This window comes from Arthrobacter sp. zg-Y895 (assembly GCF_020731025.1).
Lineage (GTDB): Bacteria > Actinomycetota > Actinomycetes > Actinomycetales > Micrococcaceae > Arthrobacter_B.
In genome coordinates this window covers 57,737-81,321 of the sequence record NZ_JAJFZY010000006.1, presented here as the reverse complement: position 1 = coordinate 81,321, position 23,585 = coordinate 57,737, and the positions used below count along the sequence as shown (strand labels likewise).

Here is a 23,585-nt window from a genome sequence, read left to right as displayed (position 1 = left end):
TTCACCCGGACCGTGGCAGGAGCTCTTCCAGATTAGGTTCCTCCTCGATCAGGCCGCGGTCGAGCGAGATGCGCATGACCTCCTCCAGCGAATCCTGGTTGATCTCGCCGTAGTACCTGGGCAGGGTCAACTCCTCGATAACGTCGGGTTCCAGCGAGGTGTAGGTCGGCAGGACGGCGCGTACCTCGTCAGGATTCGAATCTGCATATTCCAGGGATGCCGTCATCGCACGGACAAACTTCTCCATGGTCTCCGGGTTCTCCTGCGCGTACTGGTCCGAGGTGAAATAAACGGCCACGGTGAGGTCCTTGATGGGCTCCGCGTAGTTTGAGAACACCGGAACGGCGCCCTGCGCCTCGGTGATGGTCACAAAGGGTTCCACTGCGGCAATGGCGTCCACGTTGCCGCCGTCGAGCTGTGCCGGCATGTCGGGAAACTGCATCTCGACAAACTCGATGCTCTCGTAGTCACCGCCGGCCTGCTTCACCGCTTCCGAAATGGTGGAGTCTGAAATGTTGTTCAGCGTATTCACGCCCACCCTCTTGCCGGCCAGGTCCGCGATCTCCTCGATCCCGCTGCCGGGAAGCGTCATCACCGACGCGAAATCCGCATCGACATCGCCGGTGGTGCTGGCGCCCGGGGCCACCATCTGGAGCGGGAGACCCTTGGACTTGCCCACGATCATGGAGGTTACGTTGGAGAAGCCGAACGCCATCTGCCCCGAAGTGACCGCCGGGACAATCGCCGCGCCGCCCTGGGCAAGCGTCAGGGTCAGTTCCAGGCCTTCGTCCTCGAAGAAGCCCTGTTCCACCCCCAGATAGATCGGCGCCACGTCCACAATGGGGATGACCCCCACTTCTATGGACACCAGTTCCCCGCTGGTTTCGGTTTCGTTTTCGGTTTCGGACGACGGCGAACCTTCGCTGCATCCCATAAGGACCAATAGGCCCGCCGCCAGGACCGCAGCAACACCGGTTTTCCTCATCATGCCCTCCAGTTTTCACTAGCCGGAGGCAAGCCAAGTCCCGGCTGCCCTGTCGGTAGCTGCACCCTAGCCGCGTTTAGCCCGCTCGGCCAGCGAGGTATCCGGCGGCCCGCTGGAGCCCCGGCGCCCGGGGCTCCGGCACCGGGCTCCTCCGTGGCGGCCCTCGACAGCACTCGAAGATGGCCCTAGGGTCGGGTCAATCCGTGCTGCTTCTCCGCCGGTGGGCCAGGGACGATTCCGCGGTCCGCGGGCGGAGGCGCCGCATCCGGAGAAGAAGCGTTCCAATATCCCAGCGAAGAAGAGGTTCAACGTGGCACCTAAGAATCTGCAGGACGTCCTGGACTCAAGCGGAAATGTTGTGGATCGACTCCGCAATTCCCAGATCGGGGCGTACATCTATCCCGTCGTGGCGCCGGAGTTCAGCAATTGGCGCAGTGAACAGCGGGCCTGGCGCGAGACTGCCGTGCTCTTTGACCAGTCCCACCATATGGATAACTTGTTCATCAAGGGCCCTGACGCCCTGAAGCTGATCTCCGACACCGCGGTCAACAGTGTGGCGAATTTTCCGGTCAACAAGGCGAAACAGTACGTTCCCACCGGCCCGTCAGGCCACGTGATCGGTGACGGCATCCTCTTCCACGAGGACGACGACGAATACATCTACGTGGGACGGGCACCCGCGGCCAACTGGCTGCTTTTCAACGCCGAAACCGGGGACTATGACCTCGACGTCCAGATCGACCGGCGCTCCCCCTCACGGCCGATGGGCCGTCCGGTATCCCGACGCTACTGGCGGTTCCAGATCCAGGGCCCCAATGCCTGGCAGATTATCGAGAAGCTGAACGGCTCCTCGGTGGAGCAGCTGAAATTCTTCAACATGGACCATATGACGATTGCCGGCGAACGGGTTCGGACGCTTCGCCACGGCATGGCAGGAGCTCCGGGGCTGGAGATCTGGGGCGATTACGGGTCCTACGAGAAAGTGCGGGACACCATCATGGACGTCGGCGCGGAGTACGGGATGGCCGCCGTCGGCGCCCGCGCCTATCCGTCCAATACGCTCGAGTCCGGCTGGATCCCCTCTCCGCTGCCGGCCATTTACACGGGTGAAGAGCTGCGGCCGTATCGGGAGTGGCTCGGAGCGGACAGCTACGAAGCTTCCAACGCCATTGCAGGCAGCTTTGTCAGCCCGAACATCGAGGACTACTACCTGACCCCGTGGGAACTGGGCTACGGGTCCTTCGTGAAGTTCGACCACGACTTCATTGGCCGGGAGGCCCTGGAACAGATGGACCCGTCGGCACAGCGCCGCAAGGTGACGCTGGATTGGAACGCCGAAGACCTGGGGAAGATCCTGGCCTCGCCCTTGGGCACGGAGGAGCCCTACAAGCACTTTGACCTTCCCCTGGCCAACTACGGATCCTCCAACTACGACTCAGTCATCGATGCGGACGGGAACGTCGTGGGCCTCTCGATGTTCACCGGGTACTCGGCTAACGAGCGCCGCGGCCTCTCGCTGGCAACGGTCGATCCGTCGGTGCCCCTGGGTGCCGAACTCCGGGTGGTGTGGGGCGAGCCCGACGGCGGCAGCGCCAAGACAACGGTGGAACCGCACCGGCAGCTTGATGTGCGTGCAACCGTGAGCCCGGTGCCGTTCTCCGAAACGGTCCGGAAGGAGTACAAGGGCGGCTGGCGAACGGGGAGCAGCCCGGCCTGACCGGGGCCGCGCCGGGCGCTGCAGGTGCCGGGGACCTTACGGAACCCGCTGCAGCGCCCGGCGGGCCGGCAGTGCCGTCCAACACCACCGGCCATGAGATTCCTCGCAGCTGCCGGCCCGGAGCCGCTCAATGGCGCGGAACCCGCCGAAAGGGGCCTGTTTCCGGGGATTTAGCTTAAGGGGATGAAGCTCTCCTCGCTTACTGCGGCGGGGCTCCTGACCGGAGCGGCCGCCGCTGTCGGGCTCAGTGCCGCTGCCGTGCTGCAGCGGGGTCCCCGGCCGGCTGCACTGCTCATTCGCGGGGTATTCGCCGGTGCAGGTAAGGTTCCGGTGAAGAAGGTCCTTCCCCATATCCCCCGGTTCACAGTGACCAGGCACCGGGACCTGCATTATCTGGGGTCCGCCGGCAAACCCTCCCTCGATTTGTTCCTTCCGGACGATCCGGCCCGGAAACCGCTCCCGGTGGTGATGTGGGTCCACGGCGGGGCATGGATTTCTGGCTCCAAGGAAGACGTGGCGCCGTATCTCAAGGTCCTTGCCGGATACGGTTACGCCGTACTGGGGGTCGGGTATTCGATCTCGCCCGAAGCCGTCTACCCGACCGCGGTGAAAGAGCTGAACGCTGCGTTGGGCTTCATCCGCGAACGTGCGGACCGTTACGGGCTGGATCCCCACCGGATTGTGCTGGCCGGCGATTCCGCCGGCGCGCAGCTGGCCGCGCAGCTGGCCCTGGTCATCACCAACCCGGAGTACGCCCGGGACACGGGGGTTATTCCTGCGGCGGGCCCCGGGCAGCTGTGCGGAATCGTGCTGAACTGCGGAGTCTTCGATCTGGAATCCGTGGCCCGCATGGCCGGGCCGGTGGGTTGGGGACTCCGGAAGGCCCTGTGGGCCTACACCGGGTCCAGGAACTGGGCAGCCACCCCTGCCGCGGACCACATGTGCATCCCGAAACACGTGGATCACCGCTTTCCGCCCACCTACATTTCCGGTGGCAACGGCGACAACCTGACCCTCGCGCAGTCGGTGCCCCTGGCAGGCCGGCTCCAGGATCTTGGGGTACCCGTACGCTGCAGGTTCTGGCCAAAGGACTACAAACCGAAGCTGGGACACGAGTATCAGTTCCAGCTGCACCGCCCCGAGGCGATGGAATCACTGCACTCGACGGTTGCCTTCTTGGAAGACGTGACAGGCGTATCCGCCCTGCCCGGGCAGCCGCCGCAGAAGGTGATCTCCCTGGGCAAGGACCTGCTGGAGGACCTCGCCCGAACGAAGGGGCTGCTCGCCGCCTAGCCGGGCTGCGTTGTCAGGTCCGGATGATCACCACGTCCAGTCGCCTCGGCCCGTGCACGCCTTCCACCCGCTGCAGTTCAATGTCGCTGGTGGCACTCGGGCCGCTGATCCAGGTCAGCGGATGGGTGACGTCCAGGCGCCGCACCGCTTCGGGGAGCACACCGGAAATGTCCCGGGCCCGGACCAGGCACACGTGGTGGTCCGGGACCAGTGAACACGCCCGCCGGCCCTGCCCCGGGCTGCCGTCCAAGATGATGGTGCCGGTTTCGGCCACCGCCGCCGCGGAGCCGGTGACCACCGCGTCAATGCCGTCCAGCTCCTCCACGCTCAGCGGCTCCTCCGGTGAATCCACCACCCGTCCCGGGGCCAGCGCCGTCCAGCGTTCATCGAGTCCCGCGGGAACCACGTAGGTTCTCTCCCCTGCCAGCAGTTCGGCCACCCGGGCGGGCACGGATGCTTCATCCACCACGCTGACGCCGGCCTTGTAATCCAGCAGCCGGTCGCTGAGCAGTTCGATGAGTTCGTCCTCGTTCATGCCGGAGTTGTGCCGGTACTTCCGTGGAATTTCCGGTGCTTCCGGGGCATCGTGGAGGGCGGACCGCAGCCGGTCCAGGATTTCCGTACGGGCGCTCATGCTTGCTCTTTCGACGCAGTGTCTTCGTGCTCTTTGGCCCACCAGTCCCGAAAGGACTGCGCAGGCGGAGCCGGGAGGTCACGGCTCCTGGTCCACCCGGCGGCGATGCCGGGAAGCTTCTTGATTTTCCTATCCGGTCCGGCCGCCAGCTTTCCCAACGGCAGGGCCTTCTCCACCAGGGCCATCCGCCGCCCCGAGCCCATCAGCCAGGACGCTGCCTTCATGGCAACATCCATCTGCCCCGGCACCTTCTTCGTCCCGCGGCGGCTCTGGACATCCTCGGAGCGCAGGTGCACCAGGATTTCCGGGATATTGATCTTCACCGGACACGCGTCGTAGCAGGCGCCGCAGAGTGAGGAGGCGTACGGCAGGGACGCATTCTCTTCGGAGGTGATCCCGGTCAGCAGCGGGGAGAGGATCGCGCCGATGGGTCCGGGGTAGGTGGAGCCGTAGGCGTGCCCGCCGGTGCGCTCGTACACCGGGCAGACGTTCATGCAGGCGCTGCAGCGGATACAGTGCAGTGCGGAACGCCCTCGCTCATCCGCGAGCGCCGCGCTGCGCCCGTTGTCCAGCAGCACCAGATGCACATTCTGCGGCCCGTCGCCTGCCGTGACTCCGGTCCAGAACGAGGTGTAGGGGTTCATCCGCTCCCCCGTGGAGGAACGCGGCAGCAGCTGCATAAACACCTCCAGGTCCGTCCACGAGGGCAGCAGCTTCTCCACCCCCATCACGGTGATCAGGGTTTCCGGGAGGGTCAGGCACATCCGGCCGTTGCCTTCGGATTCGACGACGGCGAGCGTACCCGTATCGGCCAGGGCGAAGTTCGCGCCGGAGATGGCCACCTTTGCGGAAAGGAACTTCCGGCGCAGGTGCAGCCGCGCCGCTTCGGCGAGCCGGGCCGGGGTATCGGTGAGGTCCGGATCAACGTCCGGCATCTCGCGCAGGAAGATGTCCCGGATCTGGCTGCGGTTCTTATGGATGGCCGGCACCAGGATATGGCTGGGCTTGTCATGGTCCAGCTGGACAATCAACTCCGCCAGATCGGTTTCGAACGCGGAAATGCCGTGCTCTTCAAGGTATTCGTTGAGTCCTATTTCCTGGGTGGCCATGGATTTGACCTTGACCACCTCGTCCGCGCCGGCGTCGCGGATCAGGTCCCGCACTATTTCGTTGGCTTCCGCTGCGTCCCGCGCCCAGTGGATGACGCCGCCGCGTGCGGTGAAGTTCCCCTCGAACTGCTCAAGCAGTTCGGGCAGCCGCGCCATAACAGCGGCCTTAGTGGCACTGCCGGCTTCGCGCAGTTCCTCCCAGTCCGGCAGTTCGGCGACCACGCGCAGCCGCTTGTCGCGGATGGTGGAGGTGGCGTGGCCGAGGTTGGCACGCAGCTGCGCGTTGTCCAGTTCCCGCCGCGCTGCGACCGGAAAGGGTTCAGCGGTATGCAGGTTGCCGCTGCCGAAAACCGGCACCGCCGGCATGCCCAGATATGTGGAACTCATTGTCCGGCCTTTCCCGTGAGGCGGGCGGTGCTCCGGGCCCCGTCCCGCCCGGCACCCGGCGGCGGTGCCGGGTGGTCGTGCGTGCTGGCCAGGATTTCCGCGAAGTGCAGGGTTGTGATGCTGCTGCCTTCGCGGGAGAGGCCCCCGCCAATGTGCATCAGGCAGGAGGCGTCACCGCCGCTGCACAGCTGGGCGCCGGTGGCGGTGATGTTCGCATTCTTGTCCGCCAGCATGGCCGAGGAGACGTCCGAGTTCTTGAGCGAGAACGTTCCGCCGAAGCCGCAGCATTGGTCCGCTTCGGGCAGCGGTTCCAGTTCCAGGCCTTCCACTGTGCGGAGCAGGTTCGCCTGCCGGTCCCCCAGCCGCAGCAGCCGCATGCCGTGGCAGCTGGGGTGGTAGGTGATCCGGTGCGGATACCAGGAGCCCAGCTGCGCAGCGGCGTCCGTCACGCCCAGGACATCGGTCAGCAGGGCGGAGAGTTCGTAGGTCCGTGCGCCGACGGCGGCGGCCCGGGATTCGAGGTCTGAATCGCCCACGGATCGGGCCAGCATTGCATGCTGGTGTTTCACCGAGGCGACGCAGGAGCCCGACGGCGCCACGGCGACGTCGTAATCCTCTGCCTCAAAAGCCTCTACGTGGTTGCGGACCACGGGCACCGCTTCCGGGAAGTACCCGGAGTTGAGGTGCATCTGTCCGCAGCAGGCCTGGCCGGCCGGGAACACGACGTCGTGCCCCAGCCGTTCCAGTATGGAAACCGTGGCGCGGGCCGTGGAGGGATACATCGCGTCCACAATGCAGGTGGCGAACAAAGCAATCTTCATGGCTGCCTTTCAGCGGAAGCGCGGCGCTGCACCTCCTCGAGTGGAACCATCTTTCAATATAACTCCGCCGATTGATATGCCTGCTGCGGGTGAAGTTCGTGATCGGCCCCAGCGCCCTCCCTCCCGGCCTCCCGCTGGGCAGTCACCGCTGCGCTATTCTCTGTTGCATGACGAACATGGGGAATGCAAAAACAATCAGTCTCGAAATAACGTCCAAGCGGGCCCGCGGCCGGGGTGAACTGGTGATCTCCGCGCCGGTGTCTGCCTTGCCGCCCGCCGTCGAGCGGGCAGCACACCGGGTACCCAAGATGACGCTCACCGGGGTGTGGCAGGAACGGGCAGAGTTCTCGGTCGGAATGACCTGGAAGTCCTACGGATCCAACATTGTGCTCTCCTTTGAACCGGTCGACGCCGGCACCACGCGCGTGCTGGCCACGAGCACACCGGCGGTTCCCACTACGGTGACGGACTGGGGGCAGGGCAAAGCGGACCTGGCCGAGCTCCTGAACGCCGTAGCCGCCGAACTCTAGGACTGCAGAACCCTAGGACCGCGCGGACCGGGGCGGGTCCAGCCGTCCCGGGGCCAGCCGTCCCGAAAGGGCCAGCGCTGCGGCGGCCAGGCCGGCGGCGCTGGCAAAGGCTCCGATGAACGCACCCAGCGGCGCCACCGGCAGCATCAGGGCAAAAGCAACCGTGCCCAGAGCCAGCCACAGGGACTGCACGAGGTTGTCGTTGACCTGCAGGGAAGAACTGTTGGTGCCTTCCTCCCCCTCGGCGGAAAAATCCAGCATCAGTACCGACAGGGTGGGAAACGCCATCCCGATGCCGGCACCGGCAACTGCCCAGCCCAGCACGGGCAGCAGGATACTCACCCGGGGGTCGACGCTCCATGCCGTCGCACCGATGCCTACCGCCAGGAGGAGTGCCCCCAAACGGACCCTCGCCACCTTGTTCGCCAGGACCGCCAGGTTGGCCGCGGCCAGCGATCCGGCGAACCAGGCCACGGCCGAGACGGTCAGCAGCAGCCCGGCCTGCGTAGGCGTGAACCCCCGGTGCACGGACAGCGCCAGGGGCAGATAGGCCTCCGCCCCGACAAAGGCCGCTCCGATGAAACCGCGCAGCAGGATGGTTGCCGGCAGGCCGCGGCCCATCGTCCAGGTCCGACGCGGCAGCAGCCGCGGGCCGGACAGGAGCACCAGGGCGGCACATGCTGCAGCCGGCAGCAGTGCCCATCCCGTGGCTTCGCCTCCGGTCAGCCCGATGCCGAGAACTCCCCCGGCCGCCAGGACTGCCCATGCAGTGCGCACATAATTCGGACGCCAGGCTTTGCTCCCCGGCAGCTTCCGGAGCACCGGTGCAAGGCCTGCATAGGCGGCCACGGCAAACAGCGGCGCCGCTCCGAAAACCGACCGCCAGCCCAGGAAGTCATTCAGCCATCCGGCAAGGGCCGGTCCCACCAGCGCGGGAAACACCCAGCCGCTGCTGAGCACGGTGAAGGCCTTCGCCCGCAGGGACTGCGGGTAGGCGCGGGCAATAACGACGTACATTGCCACTCCCGCCAGCCCTGCGCCCAGTCCCTGCAGCGACCGGCCAAGGACCAGCATCACCATGGACGGTGCCAGGGCTGCGGCAACAATTCCCACGGAGAACAGGGTGACGCCGGTCCGCAGCGCCGGGGCGGGTCCCCGTGCGTCGGTCCAGCCGCCGGCCAGCGCAATGGTGACGACGGCGGTGGCCATCGGTGCACCGAAGGCCAGGCCGTAGAGGGACAGCCCGTCCAGCTCCCGTGCGACCACCGGCATCACTGTGCCCACGGCGAGGGATTCGAAGGCAAACAGGAAGGCAAGGGTGAAGAGCCCTACCGTGGTCGGGAGGTAACGGCGAGACCAGAAAGCGGCGCGGTCGGGCCCGGTATTGACCTGGTGTTCGGCCTGCAAATGATGCTCCTTGAGGATGTTGATTCCGGCTGTGCTGCTCGAAGTCAACAGGCTCAAGTGCGGTTGAGGTCAAGCGCGGTTAGTTGCCCTCTGCGACAGCTGCGACGGCAGGGTGGGCGGGATCTCCGGCATTTCCTGCAGCGACCACTGATTACCGTCCGGGTCGCTGAAGTAGACAAACATTCCCCAGTCCAGCGGAGTGATGTCGCTGGCCGCCACACCGTGGTCCACGAGGTGCTGTCGGGCGTCGGCAGCGCTGGGGACCACTACCTGGATCCGCTGGGTACCGGGAACCATATCCGTGGTCCCCGGGCCGATCACCACCGAGCAGGCCGAGCCCGGCGGGGTGAGCTGCACAAAGCGCAGGCTTTCATTGATGCGTTCGTCGTAGTCGGCGTTGAAGCCCACCTGGTTCACATAGAAGTTCTTGGAGGCGTCGACGTCGGACACCGGCACGGGGACGAGCTCGATTTTCCAGTCCATGGCATTGACGATAGGGGCGCCGACGACGTCGTGGAACAGTGCTGCGGACAGCTTCAGTCCTCGTCCGGCAGATTCGTCCGGACCGCAGCTGTCCCTCGAACCGGTACCGGCTAAACAGCCGCCGCTTTCCGCCAGCCGCCGTCCGTGTACGTTCTGCGGACAACTTCGGAGTACGGCACCGGACTGACGTCCACGCCGACGTTGTATTGCCGGTGCGGTTCCACCGAAGATTTCCGGGTCCCGCCGTCCGGTTCGCCCCAGACCACCGACAGCCGCGATCCGATCTCCACGTCCGGGTTCACCACGGCCAGCGAAAGCGGACGTTTCTCGTTCCAGCTGTAACCGGTGAACATGGAAATGCCCACCATCCGCCCCGAGTCGTCCAGAACGGTGTCGAAATTCGAGGCACCGTAGTTGGCATTGGGCAGGTCGAAGAACTTGTAGGGCAGTTCCTCTTTGGAATACATCGAGGCGTGAATGGTTGCCACATCATCGCCGTCCCAGGCCAGCGTGACCTTCCGGCGCTGGGCCCGCGGGTCCATGGCCTCCAGCGCGTCCCGGCCGATGAAGTCATGGTCGAACTTGATAAAGGACCCGTAGCCCAGTTCCCAAGGGGTGGTGTAGTACCCCTCGACCGAGTCCGGCACATAGGACCCCGCCACGGCGGAACGGGCTTCGAAGCTGTCCGCTCCCAACCACCGGCGATAGCCTGCCAGTTCCTCCCCGCTGTAGATGCCGGGCAGGGGTGACGGGATCCACCCGGATTCCAGGGTGTTGCAGGAGTAGGCGCGCGCACCGGCAGGCTCAAGCCCGAACTCCTCGCCGGCACTGAGGATGGTGTCCCGGATCCGGTCGTAGTCCTCGTACGGGCCCCAGAGCTCCAGGCCGGGGGCTCCCGCCATACCGTGGCGCAGGGTCCGCACCCGGGTTCCGCCCACGGACATGGAGGCCATGGAGAAAAACTCCAGCTGCTCCAGCGGCCCGCCGTTCACTTTCTCGATGACGTCCCAGGCGCGGGGTCCCTGGATCTGCAGCCGCCAGTAGTCCCGAAACACGGGCTTGCCCATGGGGCGCGACGGCGAGCGTCGGTCGGTCTTCAGCTCGACGTCGTATCCCCCTTGCTCCGCGTTGTAGAGCAGCCAGTTCACAGCAGGTGAGCGGCCGACAAAGACGAATTCTTCCTCCGCTTCCCGGAAGAGGATTCCGTCCCCGATGACGTGCCCGTTGGGGGTGACCGGAACGTATTGCTTGGCCCTGTTGACGGTAAAGTTCTCCATCGAGTTGATGGCGGTATCGGACATCAGCTTCAGGGCTCCGGGCCCGGAAACGGTCAGGTTGTCCATGTGGTGGGACTGGTCAAACAACACTGCCGTTTCGCGCCAGGCCCGGACCTCGTTGCGCCAATTGGTGAACTCCGCAGCGACCACCGGGTAAACGTAGGCGCCCACCTGCACATTGCGCAGGTAATCCACGGCGTTTCCGGACGCGTCCAGGACCTCCTGCAGGGAATTCGGGGACATCGTCGGTTCCTTTCGCGGGGCTCAGTGCGCAGCCGCGGCTGCAACCTCGTCAAGGTGGGCAATGGATCGGGTGTCCTGGAAAGCCCGGACGCCCTGGATTCCCTGTTCACGGCCCATGCCGGACTGCTTCATGCCGCCGAAGGGTGCGCGAAGGTCCAAGCGGGTCGCTCCGTGGTCGTTGACCCACACATAGCCGCAGGCCAGGCGCGAACCGACCGCGTTGGCCCTGGCCGGATCCTCGGTCCAGACCGAGCCGCAGAGCCCCGCCCAACTGTCGTTCGCCCAGGTAATGGCTTCGTCTTCGGAATCAAACGGAATGATTGGAACCACGGGCCCGAACTGCTCCTCGGTGACCACTCGCAGTTCCGGCGGCGGATCAAGGACCAGCGCCGGGCGCAGGAAGTTGCCGTCCCGCAGTTCCGGATCCTGGGGAAGGGTGCCGAACCGGCGGACCTCGGCGCCGGCAGTCTCTGCCTCCTCGATCAGGTCTTCCACGAAGGCCTTCTGCGCCGGTGAATGCAACGGCCCCATGGTTGTTCCTTCATCGAGGCCGTAGCCGATCACGGCGTTTTCCAACCGGGCGGACAGTCCCTGCACCAGTTCTTCGAAGCGGGAGCGGTGAACGTAGATCCGCTTCGCGTTCATGCAGATCTGGCCCGTTGTATCGAAGACCGCCGCATGGAGGCGGTCCAGCCGGGTGTCGTCCAGCAGTGCATCGTCGAGGATGATGGCCGCGTCGTTTCCCCCGAGCTCGAGGGTGACCCGGGTCAAGGACCCGGAGGCCATTTCCATGATGCGTTTGCCGCCGTTGACGCTGCCGGTGAAACAGACCTTGGCAACGTCGTCGTTCCGGATCAGGCCGGACAGGTCGCTGTCCCGGCCGGTGACGACGTTCAGCACTCCCGGCGGCAGTTTTTCGGCAACGCGCTGCACAATCCGGGTGGTTGCCAGCGGCGCGGTGGGCGGCGGTTTAACGATGGCGGTGTTCCCTGCCAGCAGGGCGTGGGGCAGGGACGCGCCGAGGATTGCGACCGGCCAGTTGAAGGGCACAATCACAGTCACCACACCCAGCGGCTGGTAGGACACGGTGGTGGTCACGGGGATGCCCGGCGCCGGTTCGAGGATACCGTCCTGATCCACCTGATCGGCCAGGGACAGGGCAAGCTGCCAGCGGAGCTCGAAAACGAGGGTGTCCACCCAGCTCTCCAAAACGATTTTGCCGTTCTCCCGGGACAGGATGGCCGCGTCCTCATCCCGCAGGTCGGCTATGCCTGCAATCGCGTCGGCCATCCGCGCTGCCCGTTCCTGCGCTGACAGCGCCGACCAGGCGGGGAAGGCCGCCTTTGCAGCACCGACGGCGTCCGCCACGTCCTCCGGCGACGCAGCCGCTGCGTGGCCCGCCACCTGCCCGGGCCTGGCAGGATCCGCGACGGCCAGGGTTTCCTGCGTCCTCCGGGGCTCACCGTTGATGTACAGCCCGGTCACCACCTGGGCGGAAGTCTTTGTCATCGCCAACACCTCTCTGTGTTGCTGCTGATCTGTCGCTGCTGTATCCGTGACGCTGCTGATCCGTGTTGCTGCTGTACTCGCCGGCTGACAGCTTCGAATGCCCTGCCGCGGTGGGTACAAGGTAGCCCACCCCGGGGGTCCGGACAACAGGGTCCGAAAGGGTGCCGCCGGCACCTATGTAAGGATGCTGAGGAATAAACCCGGCGACGGGCCTTGTTGACGCCAATATGACTGATACGACGGAAACCACTCCCGCCCTGTCCCCCACCATCGACCTCAAGGACCTCGGCGTTGTCCACCGCCTGGGCTTCGGCGCCATGCGGATTGTGGGACCCGGTATCTGGGGCGAGCCGGAAAGCCGCGGCACCGCCGTCGACGTGGTGCGCCGCGCCGTCGAGCTGGGCGTCGACTTCATCGACACCGCAGACTCCTACGGACCGAACATCAGCGAAGAAATCATCGCCGAGGCGCTCTACCCCTACCCGGACGGCGTCCGCATCGCCACCAAGGTCGGCTTCGTCCGCACCGGGCCCGACGTCTGGGTACCGGTGGGCCGCCCCGAATACCTGCGCCAGCAGACCGAACTCGCGCTGCGCAAGCTGCGGGTCGATTCCCTGGACCTGCTGCAGCTGCACCGCATTGACCCCAAGGTCGATCCCGAAGAGCAGTTCGCTGTCCTGCGCGATCTCCAGCAGGAGGGCAAGGTGAAGGCACTCGGCCTGTCCCAGGTCTCCGTTGCCGAGCTGGAAGCCGCGTCGAAGTTCTTCACCGTCTCCACCGTGCAGAACCGCTACAACCTCACCGACCGTTCCTCCGAGGACGTGCTGAAGTACGCCGAAGACAACGGCATCGGCTTCATCCCCTGGGCTCCGATCTCCGCCGGCGAGCTGGCCCGGCCGGGCGGCCCCGTGGACGAAGCGGCCAAGCGCCTGAACGCCAGCACCTCGCAGGTTGCCCTGGCCTGGCTGCTGCGCCGCTCCCCGGTCATGATGCCGATCCCGGGCACCGGCTCCATCGAGCACCTCGAAGACAACCTGGGTGCCGCAGACATCTCACTCGACGACGCCACCTTCGCTGAGCTGGACGCCGCCGGCGCCGCCGCAGCACCGGCCAAGTAAAAACACTTTCCGCTTTTCCCGCCAAGCAAAGGAAAAAAGAACGCATGGCAAATATCCTGATGGTTGTATCCGCAGCAGACTCCCTCACCATGAAGGACGGCAGCGAACACCCCACCGGCTACTGGGCCGAGGAACTGGTTGAATCCCACCGGGTACTGCGCGAAGCCGGACACACCGTCCGCATCGCCACCCCCGGCGGCGTGAAGCCCACCGTGGACCAGGTCAGCCTGGCTCCCGAGTCCGCCGGCAGCCCGGAAAAGGCTGCCGCCTTCACCCAGTACATTGCCTACATTGACGCCGAGCTCTCCTCGCCGCTGGTGCTCGCCGACGCAGACGTGTCGGAGTACGACGCCGTGGTGATGCCGGGCGGGCACGGTCCCATGGCGGACCTGGCGTTCGATAAGGACATGGGCCGGATCCTCATTGCGGCTGACGCCGCGGGCAAGATCATTGCCCCGTTCTGCCACGGCCCGGCCGGCCTGCTGGCCGCCGAGACCGAAGACGGCAAGTTCATCTTCTCCGGCCGCAAGCTCACCGTCTTCACCGACGAGGAGGAGCTGAACGGCGGCACCGGAGAGAACACCCCCTGGTTCGTGGAGGAAGTGCTCCGGAACAAGGGCGCCGTGATCGAAACCGGCCCCGCCTGGACCAGCTACGTGGTCCGCGACCGGAACCTGATTTCCGGCCAGAACCCCCAGTCCAGCGAGGATGTGGCCAAGGCCGTCATCTCCGCACTGGCTGAGTAGAACATGACGGTCCTGATCGCCGGCTGCGGCGATCTGGGCACGGAGGCCGGCCTGCGGTTTGCTGCGGCCGGCTTTTCCGTGCTCGGGTGGCGGCGCTCCCCGGAGAAACTGCCGAAGCAAATCACCGGATCTGCCGTGGACCTGGCCGGCGACCTGCCGCGCATTCCTGCGGACACCGACGTCGTCGTCATTGCGGTGGCCGCCGATCAGCGGACCGAGGAGGCCTACCGTGCCGCCTACGTCACCGGCACCGCCAACGTCCTGGACGCGCTTGAGCGCGACGGCGTGGAGCCGCGCCGCATCCTGTTCGTTTCCTCCACCGCGGTATACGGCGACGCCGACGGCGGCGAGGTGGACGAGGAAACCCCGGCCCGCCCGGCGTCGGCCACGGGTGCCGTCATCCTTGAGGCCGAACAACTGCTGCACGCCCGCCGCCCCGACGCGGTGGTGCTGAGGCTGTCCGGGATCTACGGGCCGGGACGCACCCGGCTGATCGATTCCGTGAGCGCCGGAACCGCCGTCGTACCTGCCGGAACCCAGCTGACCAACCGGATCCACCGGGACGACGCCGCCGCGGCCATCGTGCATCTGGCCACCCGGGTTTCGCATCCCGCGCCGCTCTATGTTGGAGTGGATATGGAGCCGGTGGAGCTGGCCGAGGTGCTCGGTTTCCTGGCTGCCGAACTCGGCCGGGAACTGCCGCCGGCGGGCGAAACGTCCAGCAGCCGCGGCGGCAACCGCAGGCTGAGCAACCGGCGGCTGCTCGGAACCGGATTCGAGTTTGCCTACCCCACGTACCGGGAAGGCTACCGGGCCGTTTTGGCCGGAGCCGGTGTCCGGCACCCTTAGGATTTTGTAACCGTACCTGCACCAGGAGCCCCGTGAGCGATACCCCGCCCAAGACCGGAACACGAAACCGCACCGCACGCCGCACCAGCATTAAGTACATCCTGATGCTCGGTGCGCTGGCCGCACTGCCGGCCGTGACCACCGACATGTATCTTCCCGCGCTGCCGGAGGTTGCCGAGGACCTTCACACCAGTGCCGCCGCCGCCCAGTTCACCCTTTCCGGCACCCTGCTAGGTGCCGCCGTCGGCCAGCTGGTCATCGGACCGTTCTCGGACCGGTTCGGCCGGCGGCTGCCGCTGATCATCGGCATTGCCCTGCACGTGGTGGTTTCGCTGCTGTGTTTCCTGGCTCCCAACATCGGCGCGCTGATTGTGCTGCGCCTGCTGCAGGGCTTCTTCAACGCCGCCGCCGGCGTGGTGGCCCTCGCCGTGGTCCGTGACCGGTTCACCGGTTCCTCCGCCGCAGCGATGCTCTCCCGGCTGATGCTGATCATCGGCCTCGCCCCGCTGCTGGCGCCCAGCATCGGGCAGGCCGTTTCGGGCCTGTGGAACTGGCGGGCGGTGTTCCTGGCGCTGGCGCTGATCGGCGTGGTCCTCGGAGCGATCGTATTGAAGTGGATGCCTGAAACGCTGCCGCCGGAACGGCGCCGGTCCAAGGGCGGCGCCAGTACCTTCAGCGGCTTCCGGGTCCTGCTGAAGGACCGGCAGTTCCTGGCACTGGCCACCATTCCCGGCCTGGGCATGGCAGTGATCATGAGTTACGTAGTGGGCTCGCCGTTCGTCTTCCAGGATGAATACGGCCTCAGCCCGGCACAGTACGCCGGAGTGTTCGCGATCAACGGCGTCGGCATGGTTATCTCTGCGCAGCTGAACGCGTGGCTCGTGCACCGCTACTCCCCCATGGGCATCCTGCGGCTGGCCGTGATCCTGCTGCTGGGGCTGACCGTCCTGCTGCCGGTGATCGTGCTGACCGGCCTCGGCGGTGCCGCCGGCCTGACCGCCGGACTGTGGCTGGTCCTGGCCATGCACGGCTTCATCGCTTCGAACTCCTCCATACTCGCCCTGAACGACTACGGGCACATGGCAGGCAGTGCCGCGGCACTGATCGGTGCCCTCCAGGTGGGTCTGGCCGGAATCATCAGCCCGCTGGTCGGCATTCTCGGCGGAGGGGCGATGGCCATGGTCTCGGTCATCATCGCCTGCGCCGCCCTGATCGTCCTCATTCTGGCCACGGCGACGACGGCGTACCGCGGCGGCGGCTCCAACCGTCCGGGCCGGCGGCGACTGCGTCGCGGTGCCGCTCCGGGTGCTGCCCCGGCTGAGCCGGGCGCCCCGCTGGCCACGGAGTCCTAGGGCTTACCCTTCGGAACGCTTACCCCAGTTGTACGGGCGGGCCGAGGTAGAGCAGGACGCCGAAGACCACTGCCACGGCAACCAAGGCTACGGCCCCGGCGGCGACGGGGCGGCGCAGCACCAGGGCGGCGATCCGGTCCACGCCGTTGGTGGGCTCTTCGCCGCCGGGGGCCATCCGCCAGCCGCCTTTCAACATGCCGCGTCGGTCCACCGACTTTTCGAAGGGGATGGTGGCCCACGGGATCACCGTGGTGGCCAGGCCGAGGATGCCGGTGCGCGCCGGCCATTTCTGGTTGGCCCAGACAAAGAGGGTGACCACGCCGTAGGCCAGGAAGACGAAGCCGTGCAGGCCGCCGAAGATGGGCGTCAGGGCTTCAAAATGCAGCACGTACTTGGCGAACATGCCGATCAGGAGCAGGGTCCAGGTCACAGCTTCGGCCAGGGCAAGGGTGCGGAACAGTTTGCGGGGTGACATCGAGGGATCCGCCTTCATTTCGGGTTTACCAACAGTATGTCAGCATGCCGCAGGTTCAGGCGAATCCCCCTCCCTGGCAGGATTAGGGGACCGTGGGCAGGACCAGCACCTCATCATCCGCCTGTGAGCTGCCTGCGTGGTGGATCAGAAGGTTGCCGCCGTCGATCTTCGGCCCGGCTGACTGGCGGGGAGCATCGATGTCGTAGGCGGCACGCACTTCGCCGCTGGCGATGTCCAGCACCAGCAACCGGCTCGTGCTGTCCTCGTCATCCGGTGCCGCTTCGCCGGTGGCGTAGATGTACACCGTGTCCGCGTCGAAGGCGGCGAAAAGGTCCACGTACGGGATATCCCGCTCAAACTCTCGATCGAACGGCTTATCGCGGACCGATGCGATCCAGCGGGTTTCTCCGGAAGCCTCATCTACGGCGTGGACCTCTGAATCGCTCTTAAGCACGATGGTGCCGTCATGTACGGCCATCTGCAGATTCGTCAGTTCCGGTGAGTCCGTTTCCCGGGTAGTGGCGATTTTCTCCTCGTCACCGCTGGTGTCGTTAATCCGGTAAACGTTCGAAGCGCTGGTGAAATAGTTGCTCTGGGTCTCCTCGGTGCGCTCAGCCAGGTAGAAGTCGTCGGGACCGGCGGCGAGACCCAAGAAGAAGGTCTCGGCGTCGCGGTCTACAACCTGCTCGCCGTCTTCGAGGTTGAACGCATCAAACGTATAGGTGTGCATCACTCCGACGGCGTTATCACTTACGGCCAGCACCACATCGAGGGCCGATTCCACATCGCAGTCCACCTGCCAGAGCTGATTGCCGGTGCCGGTGTCCAATGCGGTGAGCAAACCGTCCGCCAGGTAGTAGAGGACGCCGTCGTGCACCGTAATCTGCGGGAATTCGGTAGTGGTTGCCAGCACTTCGGGCAGGCCCGTTGCCAGATCGAAGCGGGCCAGTTCTTGTTCGCCGTCGTCGGGCTCTCCCTCCACCGACCGGTCCGAGAAGTACAGGTAACCGTCCGCTGCCACCGGCAGGGTGAACAACTCGACGAATCCCTTTCCCCGATAGAGGGCAGCGTGTTGCGAACCTTCTCCGTCGGAGGTTGGGTACCCGGCCGGAGGCTTACCCGTGGCATAGTCGGCGACAAACAAGGAGTTGTTGTCGTAAGTGAACAGTTTCCCGTCGTGTGCGCTCATCTCCTCACGCGGGCTTCCGGCAAATTCGAGCGGCACCCGCTCCACGTCCTCGGGAACTTCCGCCTCGACGTCAAAAATACTCAGGTGCTTGAAGTCCGATTCGCTCTTCCCCTTGGCGCTTTCCTTCGATTCCCCTCCGCTGCCGTTGCTGTTGGCGGCGTCGGAGTCGCTTCCCCCGCAGCCGCTGAGCAGCAGTGCTGCGGACAGCGCCATGGCAGGCAGGAAGACGGACGGCTTTTTATACGGCATTATTTCCCCCAAAATTTTTGCCTCAGAAAGTGATTCCGGACAAGGATTGTAGTGGAAGGGTGAATCCCCGCACGCAACAAAAAAGGCTGCTGCGACACAATGGCCCCCCGGGGTCGGAGTCGTGTCACAGCAGCCTCATGCCGAAGCCGGACCGGTCAGGCGGCGGCGCCCGGTGCCCTGCCCGTATTCCGTTCGAACTGCTCCCGCGTGGCGTAAGAGGTCTGGGTGCCGCGCCGGGTGACGGAATCCGCAGCGTAGGCGTTCGCCGTGGCCAGCGACTCGGGGACGTCTCCGGATTCCACCAGGCAGTGGCTGAAGCAGCCGATGAACGCATCGCCGGCGCCCGTTGTATCCAGGGCGGGGACGGTCCGGCCTTCAATCAGGACGGGGCCGGCGGCCGAGAGCCACAGGACCCCGCGCGATCCCATGGTCACAATGACGTTCTTGACGCCGTGGTCCAGGATGGATCCGGCCGCGGCCTGCACCTGGTCAAGGGTTTCCACCGGCATCCCGGTGAGCAGGGCCAGCTCGGTTTCGTTGGGTACAAAGTAGTCGCACTTTGCCACCTGGGCAAAGTCCAGCTCCGGCGTGGCCGGAGCGGGGTTCAGCAGGACGGGAATGCCGTGCCGGTTGCCGAAGTCGATTGCCGCATAAACGGTCTCGAGGTTGACCTCCAGCTGCAGCACGATCAGGGAGCACTGGGAGATCGCCTCGGCTGCATCCTCGATGTCCCCCGGTGTCAGGAAGGCGTTGGCACCCTTGGCGATGACTATTGAGTTGCGTGAGTTGTCATCCACGAAGATGGGCGCGACGCCGCTGGTGGCCTCAGTCTCCAGGACATAGGTGGTGTCGATGCCGTTGGCCTCGAAGTTGCTCCGAGTGGTTTCGCCAAACGCGTCATTGCCGATCCGGGTGAGCATCAGGACCGAGGAGCCCATGCGGGCGGCAGCCATGGCCTGGTTGGCTCCCTTGCCGCCGCAGCCCATAGAGAAGTCCCAAGCTTCGACCGTTTCGCCTTCGTCCGGCATGCGGCTGAGATAGGACACCAGGTCCACCATGTTTGAGCCGATTACTGCAATATCCAACGGGCTTACGCCTCCTCTGTAATGCCGGTACTGACGTGGAAGGAGCGGGACGCTCCGGGAGCCAGTTCAATCAACGTTCCCGCTGCCTTCGCGGCGAGGAATCCTTCGGGCCGGGATGTACCGGGCAGGACAAATGACGCCACCCGCTGATCCGGGTTGTGCAGCAGCCACCGGGTGGCCACCGGGAAGTCCGTGCTGGAGAAGCGCGTGCAGAACGTGATGCCGTCGGTGCGCTCGAGCCGGAACTCCAGGTCCTGCCCGTACGCCGGCAGGTCATCAGCGAGGAACACGATTTCCGGGTCATACCCCTGGGCCGCATCCAGCACGTCCGCGGCGACCTGCCCGCTGCGGATGGCCTCGTTCAGGACCGTCCACTCCGGCGTCGGGAAGACGTGCGCCGGCACGGTCCCGCGCAGTTTGAACGCGCCGTCGGGCAGGGACTGCGTCATCCGCGCCCCGTCCGAGTAGGCGTAGTTCATGTGGCACATGTACTGCAGCGGCATGGTGCGTACTGCGGACAGGTTGGTCACGGACAGGTCGATGTCGAACATGGCCGAACCAGCCCGGAGGCGGACGGCGGGAACGGCCTCGTAGTGGTCACCGAATCCCTTGACGAATTCATGGCGCCCGGAGACGGCCACGGAGTCGGCGTCGATTTCGAGCCAGGCTTCGTCGAAAACCGCACACGGGAACTCCCCGTGCAGCGGGTGGTTATCCTCCGGCGACGGGCAACCGGCGGCGAGCAGTCCGGAGTGGAAGGCGAAGCAGCCGTAGGTGTCTTCGATCAAAGTGGCGGGATAGGGCTGCCGGAAGGGCGAATCCATCCGCAGGCTCACGCCGTCGAACTCCGCATCCCAGACCATCTGCCCCAGGAACGGCAGGACTTCCACCCGGCCGCGGGCGTTGGCCACGGTGACGGACTCGACGCCGGAGGGGTACCGGATACCCGTGACCGTGAATTCGTCCGATTCTGCCAGGGTTACCGGAACCGCGGAGAAGGCGGACCGGGCCAGATTAATGCGAAACATACTCGGCTTCCTTTTCCGTGCTGATGGTGCGCCCGGTTATCCGGCGCTGACGGCCGAAGTGCAGCAGGACCGTCACGAAGCAGACCAGGGATACAACGAAGGAGAACTGCAGGGAACCGGTTGCGTCCGAGACCAGGCCCTGGACCACGGGGATGACTGCTCCGCCGACAATGGCCATAACCAGCACGGCACCGCCGGTTTCCTGGTGGCGCTTGTCCGTGATGGTGTCCAGCGTGCGGCCGAAGATGGTGGCCCAGCAGGGACCGAATAGACCCGAGACCAGCACTGCGGCCCAGACCGCGGTGATGTTCGGAACCAGCATGACGTACACCAGGGCCAGGCTGCCGAGGGCGGCAAAGCCCATCAGGACGGCGTTTACGTCAAAGCGGGCAATCAGGAAGTTGGCGACGACCTTGCCGAGGAAGAAGGCGGCAAAGGCGAACACCATGTAGTTGGTGGCATCGCGTTCGTTGATGGAATCATCCAGGTTCAGCGCCAGCCGGATGGTGAAGGACCATACCGCGGTCTGCATACCCACGTACATGAACTGGGCGAAGATGCCGCGCAGGAATTCCTTGTTGCGGGCCAGATACGCCAGGGTCTCCCCCACACGGGCAGTGGCCAAATGCGTCCGGTCACCCAGCGGCTTGCAGTGCGGGAACTTGGTCAGCGCCACCACGATGAAGACCACCACCAGGATCATGATGATGTAGCGGTACGGCAGCAGGGTCCGCTGCAGCATTTCGGCGCTGAAGGCCGTTTTCTCCTCCATGGTCATGCCGGCCATCTGCGCGTCCAGGGTGTCGCCGTCGGTAAAGACAAGGTACTTGCCCAGCAGGATGCCCAGGATGGAACCCAGCGGCGTGAAGGTCTGGGAGATATTGAGCCGGAGCGTGGAGGTGGGCTTCGGGCCAAGCATGGTGGAGTACGTGTTGCCGGCCGTTTCCAGGAAGCTCAGGCCGATGGCGATGGCGAACAGGGCCACCAGGAACATGCTGTACGTGGCCATGTGCGACGCGGGGAAGAATGCCGCGCAGCCGACGATGTAGACGCCGAGGCCGATCAGGATGCCCGTCTTGTACGTGAACCGGCGGATGATGCGGGAGGCGGGAATCGCGATGACGAAGTAGCCGCCGTAGAACGCCGACTGGACGAAGGCGGTGGCCAGGTCCGAAAGGGTGAACACGGACTTGAACTGCGTGATGAGGATGTCGTTCAGGCTGGCCGCGGCGCCCCACAGGGGGAAGCACAGGGAGATCAGAAGGAACTGGAACCACGGGATACGGCTGAGGTAGCCGTCCGGCTGCTGGACGGCTGAAGTCTTGAAGAGCATTAGATGGTGCTCCCCGCCAGGATGGCTGCGCCGGCGGAGGCTCCGATGCGGCTGGCACCGGCTTCCACCATCCGGGCGAGATCCTCGGGCGTGCGGACACCGCCGGAGGCCTTGACGCCAAGGTCGGGTCCCACTGTCTTGCGCATCAGCTGCACGGCTTCGACGGTGGCGCCGTGCTTGGAGAAGCCGGTGGAGGTCTTCACGAAGTCCGCACCCGCAGCGACGGAGCGGCGCGAGGCTTCCGCTGTCTGTTCGGCAGTCAGCAGGCAGGTTTCGAGGATGACCTTGACCAGGGCATCGGAGCCGGCGGCGTCGACGACGGCGCGGATTTCCGCTTCAATGTCATCCCACTGGCCGGCGAGTGCCCAGCCGATATTGATGACCATGTCCACCTCGTGCGCACCGTTGGTGACGGCGTCGGTGGTTTCGAAAACCTTTACGGCCGTGGTGGACGCGCCGAGCGGGAAGCCGACAACGGTGCACACACCGACCGGGGTTCCTTCTACGGCACGGCGGGCCCGGCTGACCCAGGCCGGGTTGACGCAAACCGTCTTGAACCCGTGTTCAACGGCCTCCTGGACCAGGGTGTCGATCTGCGTGGCTGTTGCCGTCGGGGCAAGCAGGGTGTGATCGATGAGCTGCGAAATCTTCGACATGTGAGCCTCCTCATTGAGGGTTTTCACTCACTGTAGAAGTGGCTCGGAACACATGTCAAACCAACTATTGACATAGTTTCCGCTGTTACTGCTAGGAAGCGGCTCGCTGGCGGGTCGTCCGCAATACCTGCCGGGCGGTGTCCTGATCGATCACCAGATGCGTCGCATATCCGGCACGCAGCGCGGCTTCGATAGCCGTCGCCTTGTGCTCGCCGCCGGCGACCATGAGGCGGGTGGGCACCCTGCGCAGGTCCTGCAGCGTGATTCCGACCGTCCGCTCGTCCAGCTGCGGGACGCAGGGGTTCCCGTCGTCGTCGAAAAAGCGGGAGCAGATATCCCCCACCGCGTGCGCGGCAATGCCTGCCTCCTCCGTCTCGCTGAGGTAGCCAAGGTTGAACAGCATGGCGTCCGGGCGGATTGCACCCACGGTGAAGACGGCGACGTCGGACTCCCGGCCCATGTCGATGACCCGCCGGATGTGCTCCTCCTCCTCCACGAGCCGCTTGACCTCTACGCTGTCGAAAATCACCGGCAGCGGCAGGGTCCGGGCAAACGCACCGAAGGCATTGCAGAACAGGGTGATGGTCTCGAAGTCATTGGTGGCCCGGGTGGTGTAGGAAACCCCGCCTTTGAGCTGAATGATTTCCACCCCGCGGCGTTCCTGACGCTGAAGGTTACGTGCCACGGCGTACATGGTGGAGCCCCAGGTGACGCCCACCGAATCGCCGTCGTCGACGTTCTCGGCCAGCAGCGCCGCGCCTACCTTGCCGAGCTCCCCCACCAGGTCGGGTCCGTTTTCCGGCACGACGGCGAGGCGGACGTCGGAGAGGCCGAAGGCGTTGCACAGCTCCGTAGCCAGTGAGGATTCCTGCTCCCGCGGGTCATGGATCTGGATGGAGACGTACCCTCGGTCCTTGCCGTGCTGGATGAGCTTGGAAACAGTGGGACGCGACAGCCCCAGCCGCTGGGCAACCTCGCCCTGCGACAGTCCGGTTCCGTAATAGAGCTTGACCGCGTCAAGCGCCTGTTCATCCCGCGCATCCATTGTTTCCCCCTTGTCACACCCTCGCCAATGAGGTTGCTCACAGGTGATTCTTCCATCTCCGGCAG

Annotated in this window: 22 protein-coding genes; 7 read left to right on the top strand and 15 right to left on the bottom strand. The window is 65.4% G+C overall.

The window, feature by feature from the left end; all coding sequences use genetic code 11:
- Position 1: 1 nt before the first annotated feature.
- A complete protein-coding gene (locus LJ760_RS12415; RefSeq protein WP_227923470.1) occupies positions 2–988 on the bottom strand; it encodes an ABC transporter substrate-binding protein in 987 nt (328 codons plus the stop codon).
- Between the two features lie 307 nt (positions 989–1,295).
- On the opposite strand from LJ760_RS12415, the gene ligM (LJ760_RS12410) reads away from it, so the two are divergent.
- Together ligM (LJ760_RS12410) and LJ760_RS12405 are read left to right on the top strand one after the other, a co-directional pair.
- Positions 1,296–2,702 (top strand): vanillate/3-O-methylgallate O-demethylase, encoded by a 1,407-nt coding sequence (ligM, locus tag LJ760_RS12410; RefSeq protein ID WP_227923467.1) that lies wholly within the window; start codon positions 1,296–1,298, stop codon positions 2,700–2,702.
- Between the two features lie 183 nt (positions 2,703–2,885).
- Entirely contained in the window at positions 2,886–3,995 is a 1,110-nt protein-coding gene (locus LJ760_RS12405) for an alpha/beta hydrolase (protein ID WP_227923465.1), read from the top strand.
- Positions 3,996–4,008: 13 nt separating this feature from the next.
- Here LJ760_RS12405 and LJ760_RS12400 read toward each other — a convergent pair whose 3' ends face one another.
- Genes LJ760_RS12400 through LJ760_RS12390 form a run of 3 tightly spaced genes read right to left on the bottom strand, consistent with a single transcriptional unit; the run spans position 4,009 to position 6,946 of the window.
- Positions 4,009–4,629, bottom strand: a complete 621-nt coding sequence (locus LJ760_RS12400; protein ID WP_227923463.1) for a LutC/YkgG family protein — start codon at positions 4,627–4,629, stop codon at positions 4,009–4,011.
- Positions 4,626–6,125, bottom strand: a complete 1,500-nt coding sequence (locus tag LJ760_RS12395) for a LutB/LldF family L-lactate oxidation iron-sulfur protein (protein ID WP_227923461.1) — start codon at positions 6,123–6,125, stop codon at positions 4,626–4,628. The genes LJ760_RS12400 and LJ760_RS12395 overlap by 4 nt, the downstream gene beginning before the upstream one ends.
- Positions 6,122–6,946 (bottom strand): (Fe-S)-binding protein, encoded by an 825-nt coding sequence (locus tag LJ760_RS12390; RefSeq protein WP_227923460.1) that lies wholly within the window; start codon positions 6,944–6,946, stop codon positions 6,122–6,124. Before LJ760_RS12390 ends, LJ760_RS12395 begins: the two co-directional genes overlap by 4 nt.
- Before the next feature lie 167 nt (positions 6,947–7,113).
- On the opposite strand from LJ760_RS12390, the gene LJ760_RS12385 reads away from it, so the two are divergent.
- Positions 7,114–7,476, top strand: a complete 363-nt coding sequence (locus LJ760_RS12385) for a hypothetical protein (protein ID WP_227923458.1) — start codon at positions 7,114–7,116, stop codon at positions 7,474–7,476.
- Between the two features lie 12 nt (positions 7,477–7,488).
- Here the strand turns inward: LJ760_RS12385 and LJ760_RS12380 are convergent, their stop codons facing one another.
- From LJ760_RS12380 to LJ760_RS12365, 4 genes are all read right to left on the bottom strand, one after another.
- Positions 7,489–8,883: an MFS transporter gene (locus LJ760_RS12380; protein ID WP_227923456.1), complete on the bottom strand. Its 1,395-nt coding sequence runs from the start codon at positions 8,881–8,883 to the stop codon at positions 7,489–7,491.
- 69 nt (positions 8,884–8,952) lie between these two features.
- Positions 8,953–9,366 (bottom strand): VOC family protein, encoded by a 414-nt coding sequence (locus LJ760_RS12375; protein WP_227923454.1) that lies wholly within the window; start codon positions 9,364–9,366, stop codon positions 8,953–8,955.
- A 110-nt stretch (positions 9,367–9,476) separates the two neighbouring features.
- Positions 9,477–10,886 (bottom strand): vanillate/3-O-methylgallate O-demethylase, encoded by a 1,410-nt coding sequence (gene ligM / locus LJ760_RS12370; protein ID WP_227923451.1) that lies wholly within the window; start codon positions 10,884–10,886, stop codon positions 9,477–9,479.
- 21 nt (positions 10,887–10,907) lie between these two features.
- Positions 10,908–12,395: an aldehyde dehydrogenase family protein gene (locus LJ760_RS12365; protein WP_227923449.1), complete on the bottom strand. Its 1,488-nt coding sequence runs from the start codon at positions 12,393–12,395 to the stop codon at positions 10,908–10,910.
- 227 nt (positions 12,396–12,622) lie between these two features.
- On the opposite strand from LJ760_RS12365, the gene LJ760_RS12360 reads away from it, so the two are divergent.
- The 4 genes from LJ760_RS12360 to LJ760_RS12345 are packed head-to-tail and all read left to right on the top strand — an operon-like array spanning position 12,623 to position 16,460.
- A complete protein-coding gene (locus tag LJ760_RS12360) occupies positions 12,623–13,513 on the top strand; it encodes an aldo/keto reductase (protein WP_227923448.1) in 891 nt (296 codons plus the stop codon).
- Between the two features lie 44 nt (positions 13,514–13,557).
- Complete coding sequence (locus LJ760_RS12355; protein WP_227923447.1) at positions 13,558–14,259, top strand: type 1 glutamine amidotransferase domain-containing protein; 702 nt, start codon at positions 13,558–13,560, stop codon at positions 14,257–14,259.
- A gap of 3 nt (positions 14,260–14,262) precedes the next feature.
- The gene (locus tag LJ760_RS12350) at positions 14,263–15,108 is read left to right on the top strand and encodes an SDR family oxidoreductase (protein WP_227923446.1); all 846 of its coding nucleotides are present in this window, start codon (positions 14,263–14,265) and stop codon (positions 15,106–15,108) included.
- 32 nt (positions 15,109–15,140) lie between these two features.
- Positions 15,141–16,460: a multidrug effflux MFS transporter gene (locus tag LJ760_RS12345; protein ID WP_227923445.1), complete on the top strand. Its 1,320-nt coding sequence runs from the start codon at positions 15,141–15,143 to the stop codon at positions 16,458–16,460.
- A 19-nt stretch (positions 16,461–16,479) separates the two neighbouring features.
- Here the strand turns inward: LJ760_RS12345 and LJ760_RS12340 are convergent, their stop codons facing one another.
- The 7 genes from LJ760_RS12340 to LJ760_RS12310 all read right to left on the bottom strand — a co-directional run bounded on the left by LJ760_RS12340 (position 16,480) and on the right by LJ760_RS12310 (position 23,520).
- Positions 16,480–16,935, bottom strand: a complete 456-nt coding sequence (locus LJ760_RS12340; RefSeq protein WP_227923444.1) for a DUF3817 domain-containing protein — start codon at positions 16,933–16,935, stop codon at positions 16,480–16,482.
- 82 nt (positions 16,936–17,017) lie between these two features.
- On the bottom strand, positions 17,018–18,373 hold the full coding sequence (locus LJ760_RS12335; protein ID WP_227923442.1) for an outer membrane protein assembly factor BamB family protein: 1,356 nt from the start codon (positions 18,371–18,373) through the stop codon (positions 17,018–17,020).
- Between the two features lie 155 nt (positions 18,374–18,528).
- Positions 18,529–19,458, bottom strand: a complete 930-nt coding sequence (gene rbsK / locus LJ760_RS12330; protein ID WP_227923440.1) for a ribokinase — start codon at positions 19,456–19,458, stop codon at positions 18,529–18,531.
- A gap of 5 nt (positions 19,459–19,463) precedes the next feature.
- Entirely contained in the window at positions 19,464–20,486 is a 1,023-nt protein-coding gene (locus LJ760_RS12325) for an aldose 1-epimerase family protein (protein ID WP_227923429.1), read from the bottom strand.
- Complete coding sequence (fucP, locus tag LJ760_RS12320) at positions 20,473–21,819, bottom strand: L-fucose:H+ symporter permease (protein ID WP_227923426.1); 1,347 nt, start codon at positions 21,817–21,819, stop codon at positions 20,473–20,475. Before fucP ends, LJ760_RS12325 begins: the two co-directional genes overlap by 14 nt.
- The gene (gene deoC / locus LJ760_RS12315) at positions 21,819–22,475 is read right to left on the bottom strand and encodes a deoxyribose-phosphate aldolase (protein ID WP_227923424.1); all 657 of its coding nucleotides are present in this window, start codon (positions 22,473–22,475) and stop codon (positions 21,819–21,821) included. The genes fucP and deoC overlap by 1 nt, the downstream gene beginning before the upstream one ends.
- Positions 22,476–22,566: 91 nt before the next feature.
- Positions 22,567–23,520: a sugar-binding transcriptional regulator gene (locus LJ760_RS12310; RefSeq protein WP_227923422.1), complete on the bottom strand. Its 954-nt coding sequence runs from the start codon at positions 23,518–23,520 to the stop codon at positions 22,567–22,569.
- Positions 23,521–23,585 lie beyond the last annotated feature (65 nt).

Coding starts and splice junctions, on each gene's coding strand:
- LJ760_RS12325 (WP_227923429.1), bottom strand. CDS start 20,486: ATGTTTCGCATTAATCTGGCCCGGTCCGCCTTCTCCGCGGTTCCGGTA.
- ligM (WP_227923451.1), bottom strand. CDS start 10,886: ATGTCCCCGAATTCCCTGCAGGAGGTCCTGGACGCGTCCGGAAACGCC.
- LJ760_RS12350 (WP_227923446.1), top strand. CDS start 14,263: ATGACGGTCCTGATCGCCGGCTGCGGCGATCTGGGCACGGAGGCCGGC.
- LJ760_RS12385 (WP_227923458.1), top strand. CDS start 7,114: ATGACGAACATGGGGAATGCAAAAACAATCAGTCTCGAAATAACGTCC.
- LJ760_RS12400 (WP_227923463.1), bottom strand. CDS start 4,629: ATGAGCGCCCGTACGGAAATCCTGGACCGGCTGCGGTCCGCCCTCCAC.
- LJ760_RS12355 (WP_227923447.1), top strand. CDS start 13,558: ATGGCAAATATCCTGATGGTTGTATCCGCAGCAGACTCCCTCACCATG.
- LJ760_RS12375 (WP_227923454.1), bottom strand. CDS start 9,366: ATGGACTGGAAAATCGAGCTCGTCCCCGTGCCGGTGTCCGACGTCGAC.
- LJ760_RS12360 (WP_227923448.1), top strand. CDS start 12,623: ATGACTGATACGACGGAAACCACTCCCGCCCTGTCCCCCACCATCGAC.
- LJ760_RS12405 (WP_227923465.1), top strand. CDS start 2,886: ATGAAGCTCTCCTCGCTTACTGCGGCGGGGCTCCTGACCGGAGCGGCC.
- LJ760_RS12395 (WP_227923461.1), bottom strand. CDS start 6,125: ATGAGTTCCACATATCTGGGCATGCCGGCGGTGCCGGTTTTCGGCAGC.
- LJ760_RS12365 (WP_227923449.1), bottom strand. CDS start 12,395: ATGACAAAGACTTCCGCCCAGGTGGTGACCGGGCTGTACATCAACGGT.
- fucP (WP_227923426.1), bottom strand. CDS start 21,819: ATGCTCTTCAAGACTTCAGCCGTCCAGCAGCCGGACGGCTACCTCAGC.
- LJ760_RS12390 (WP_227923460.1), bottom strand. CDS start 6,946: ATGAAGATTGCTTTGTTCGCCACCTGCATTGTGGACGCGATGTATCCC.
- LJ760_RS12340 (WP_227923444.1), bottom strand. CDS start 16,935: ATGTCACCCCGCAAACTGTTCCGCACCCTTGCCCTGGCCGAAGCTGTG.
- deoC (WP_227923424.1), bottom strand. CDS start 22,475: ATGTCGAAGATTTCGCAGCTCATCGATCACACCCTGCTTGCCCCGACG.
- LJ760_RS12310 (WP_227923422.1), bottom strand. CDS start 23,520: ATGGATGCGCGGGATGAACAGGCGCTTGACGCGGTCAAGCTCTATTAC.
- LJ760_RS12415 (WP_227923470.1), bottom strand. CDS start 988: ATGATGAGGAAAACCGGTGTTGCTGCGGTCCTGGCGGCGGGCCTATTG.
- LJ760_RS12335 (WP_227923442.1), bottom strand. CDS start 18,373: ATGCCGTATAAAAAGCCGTCCGTCTTCCTGCCTGCCATGGCGCTGTCC.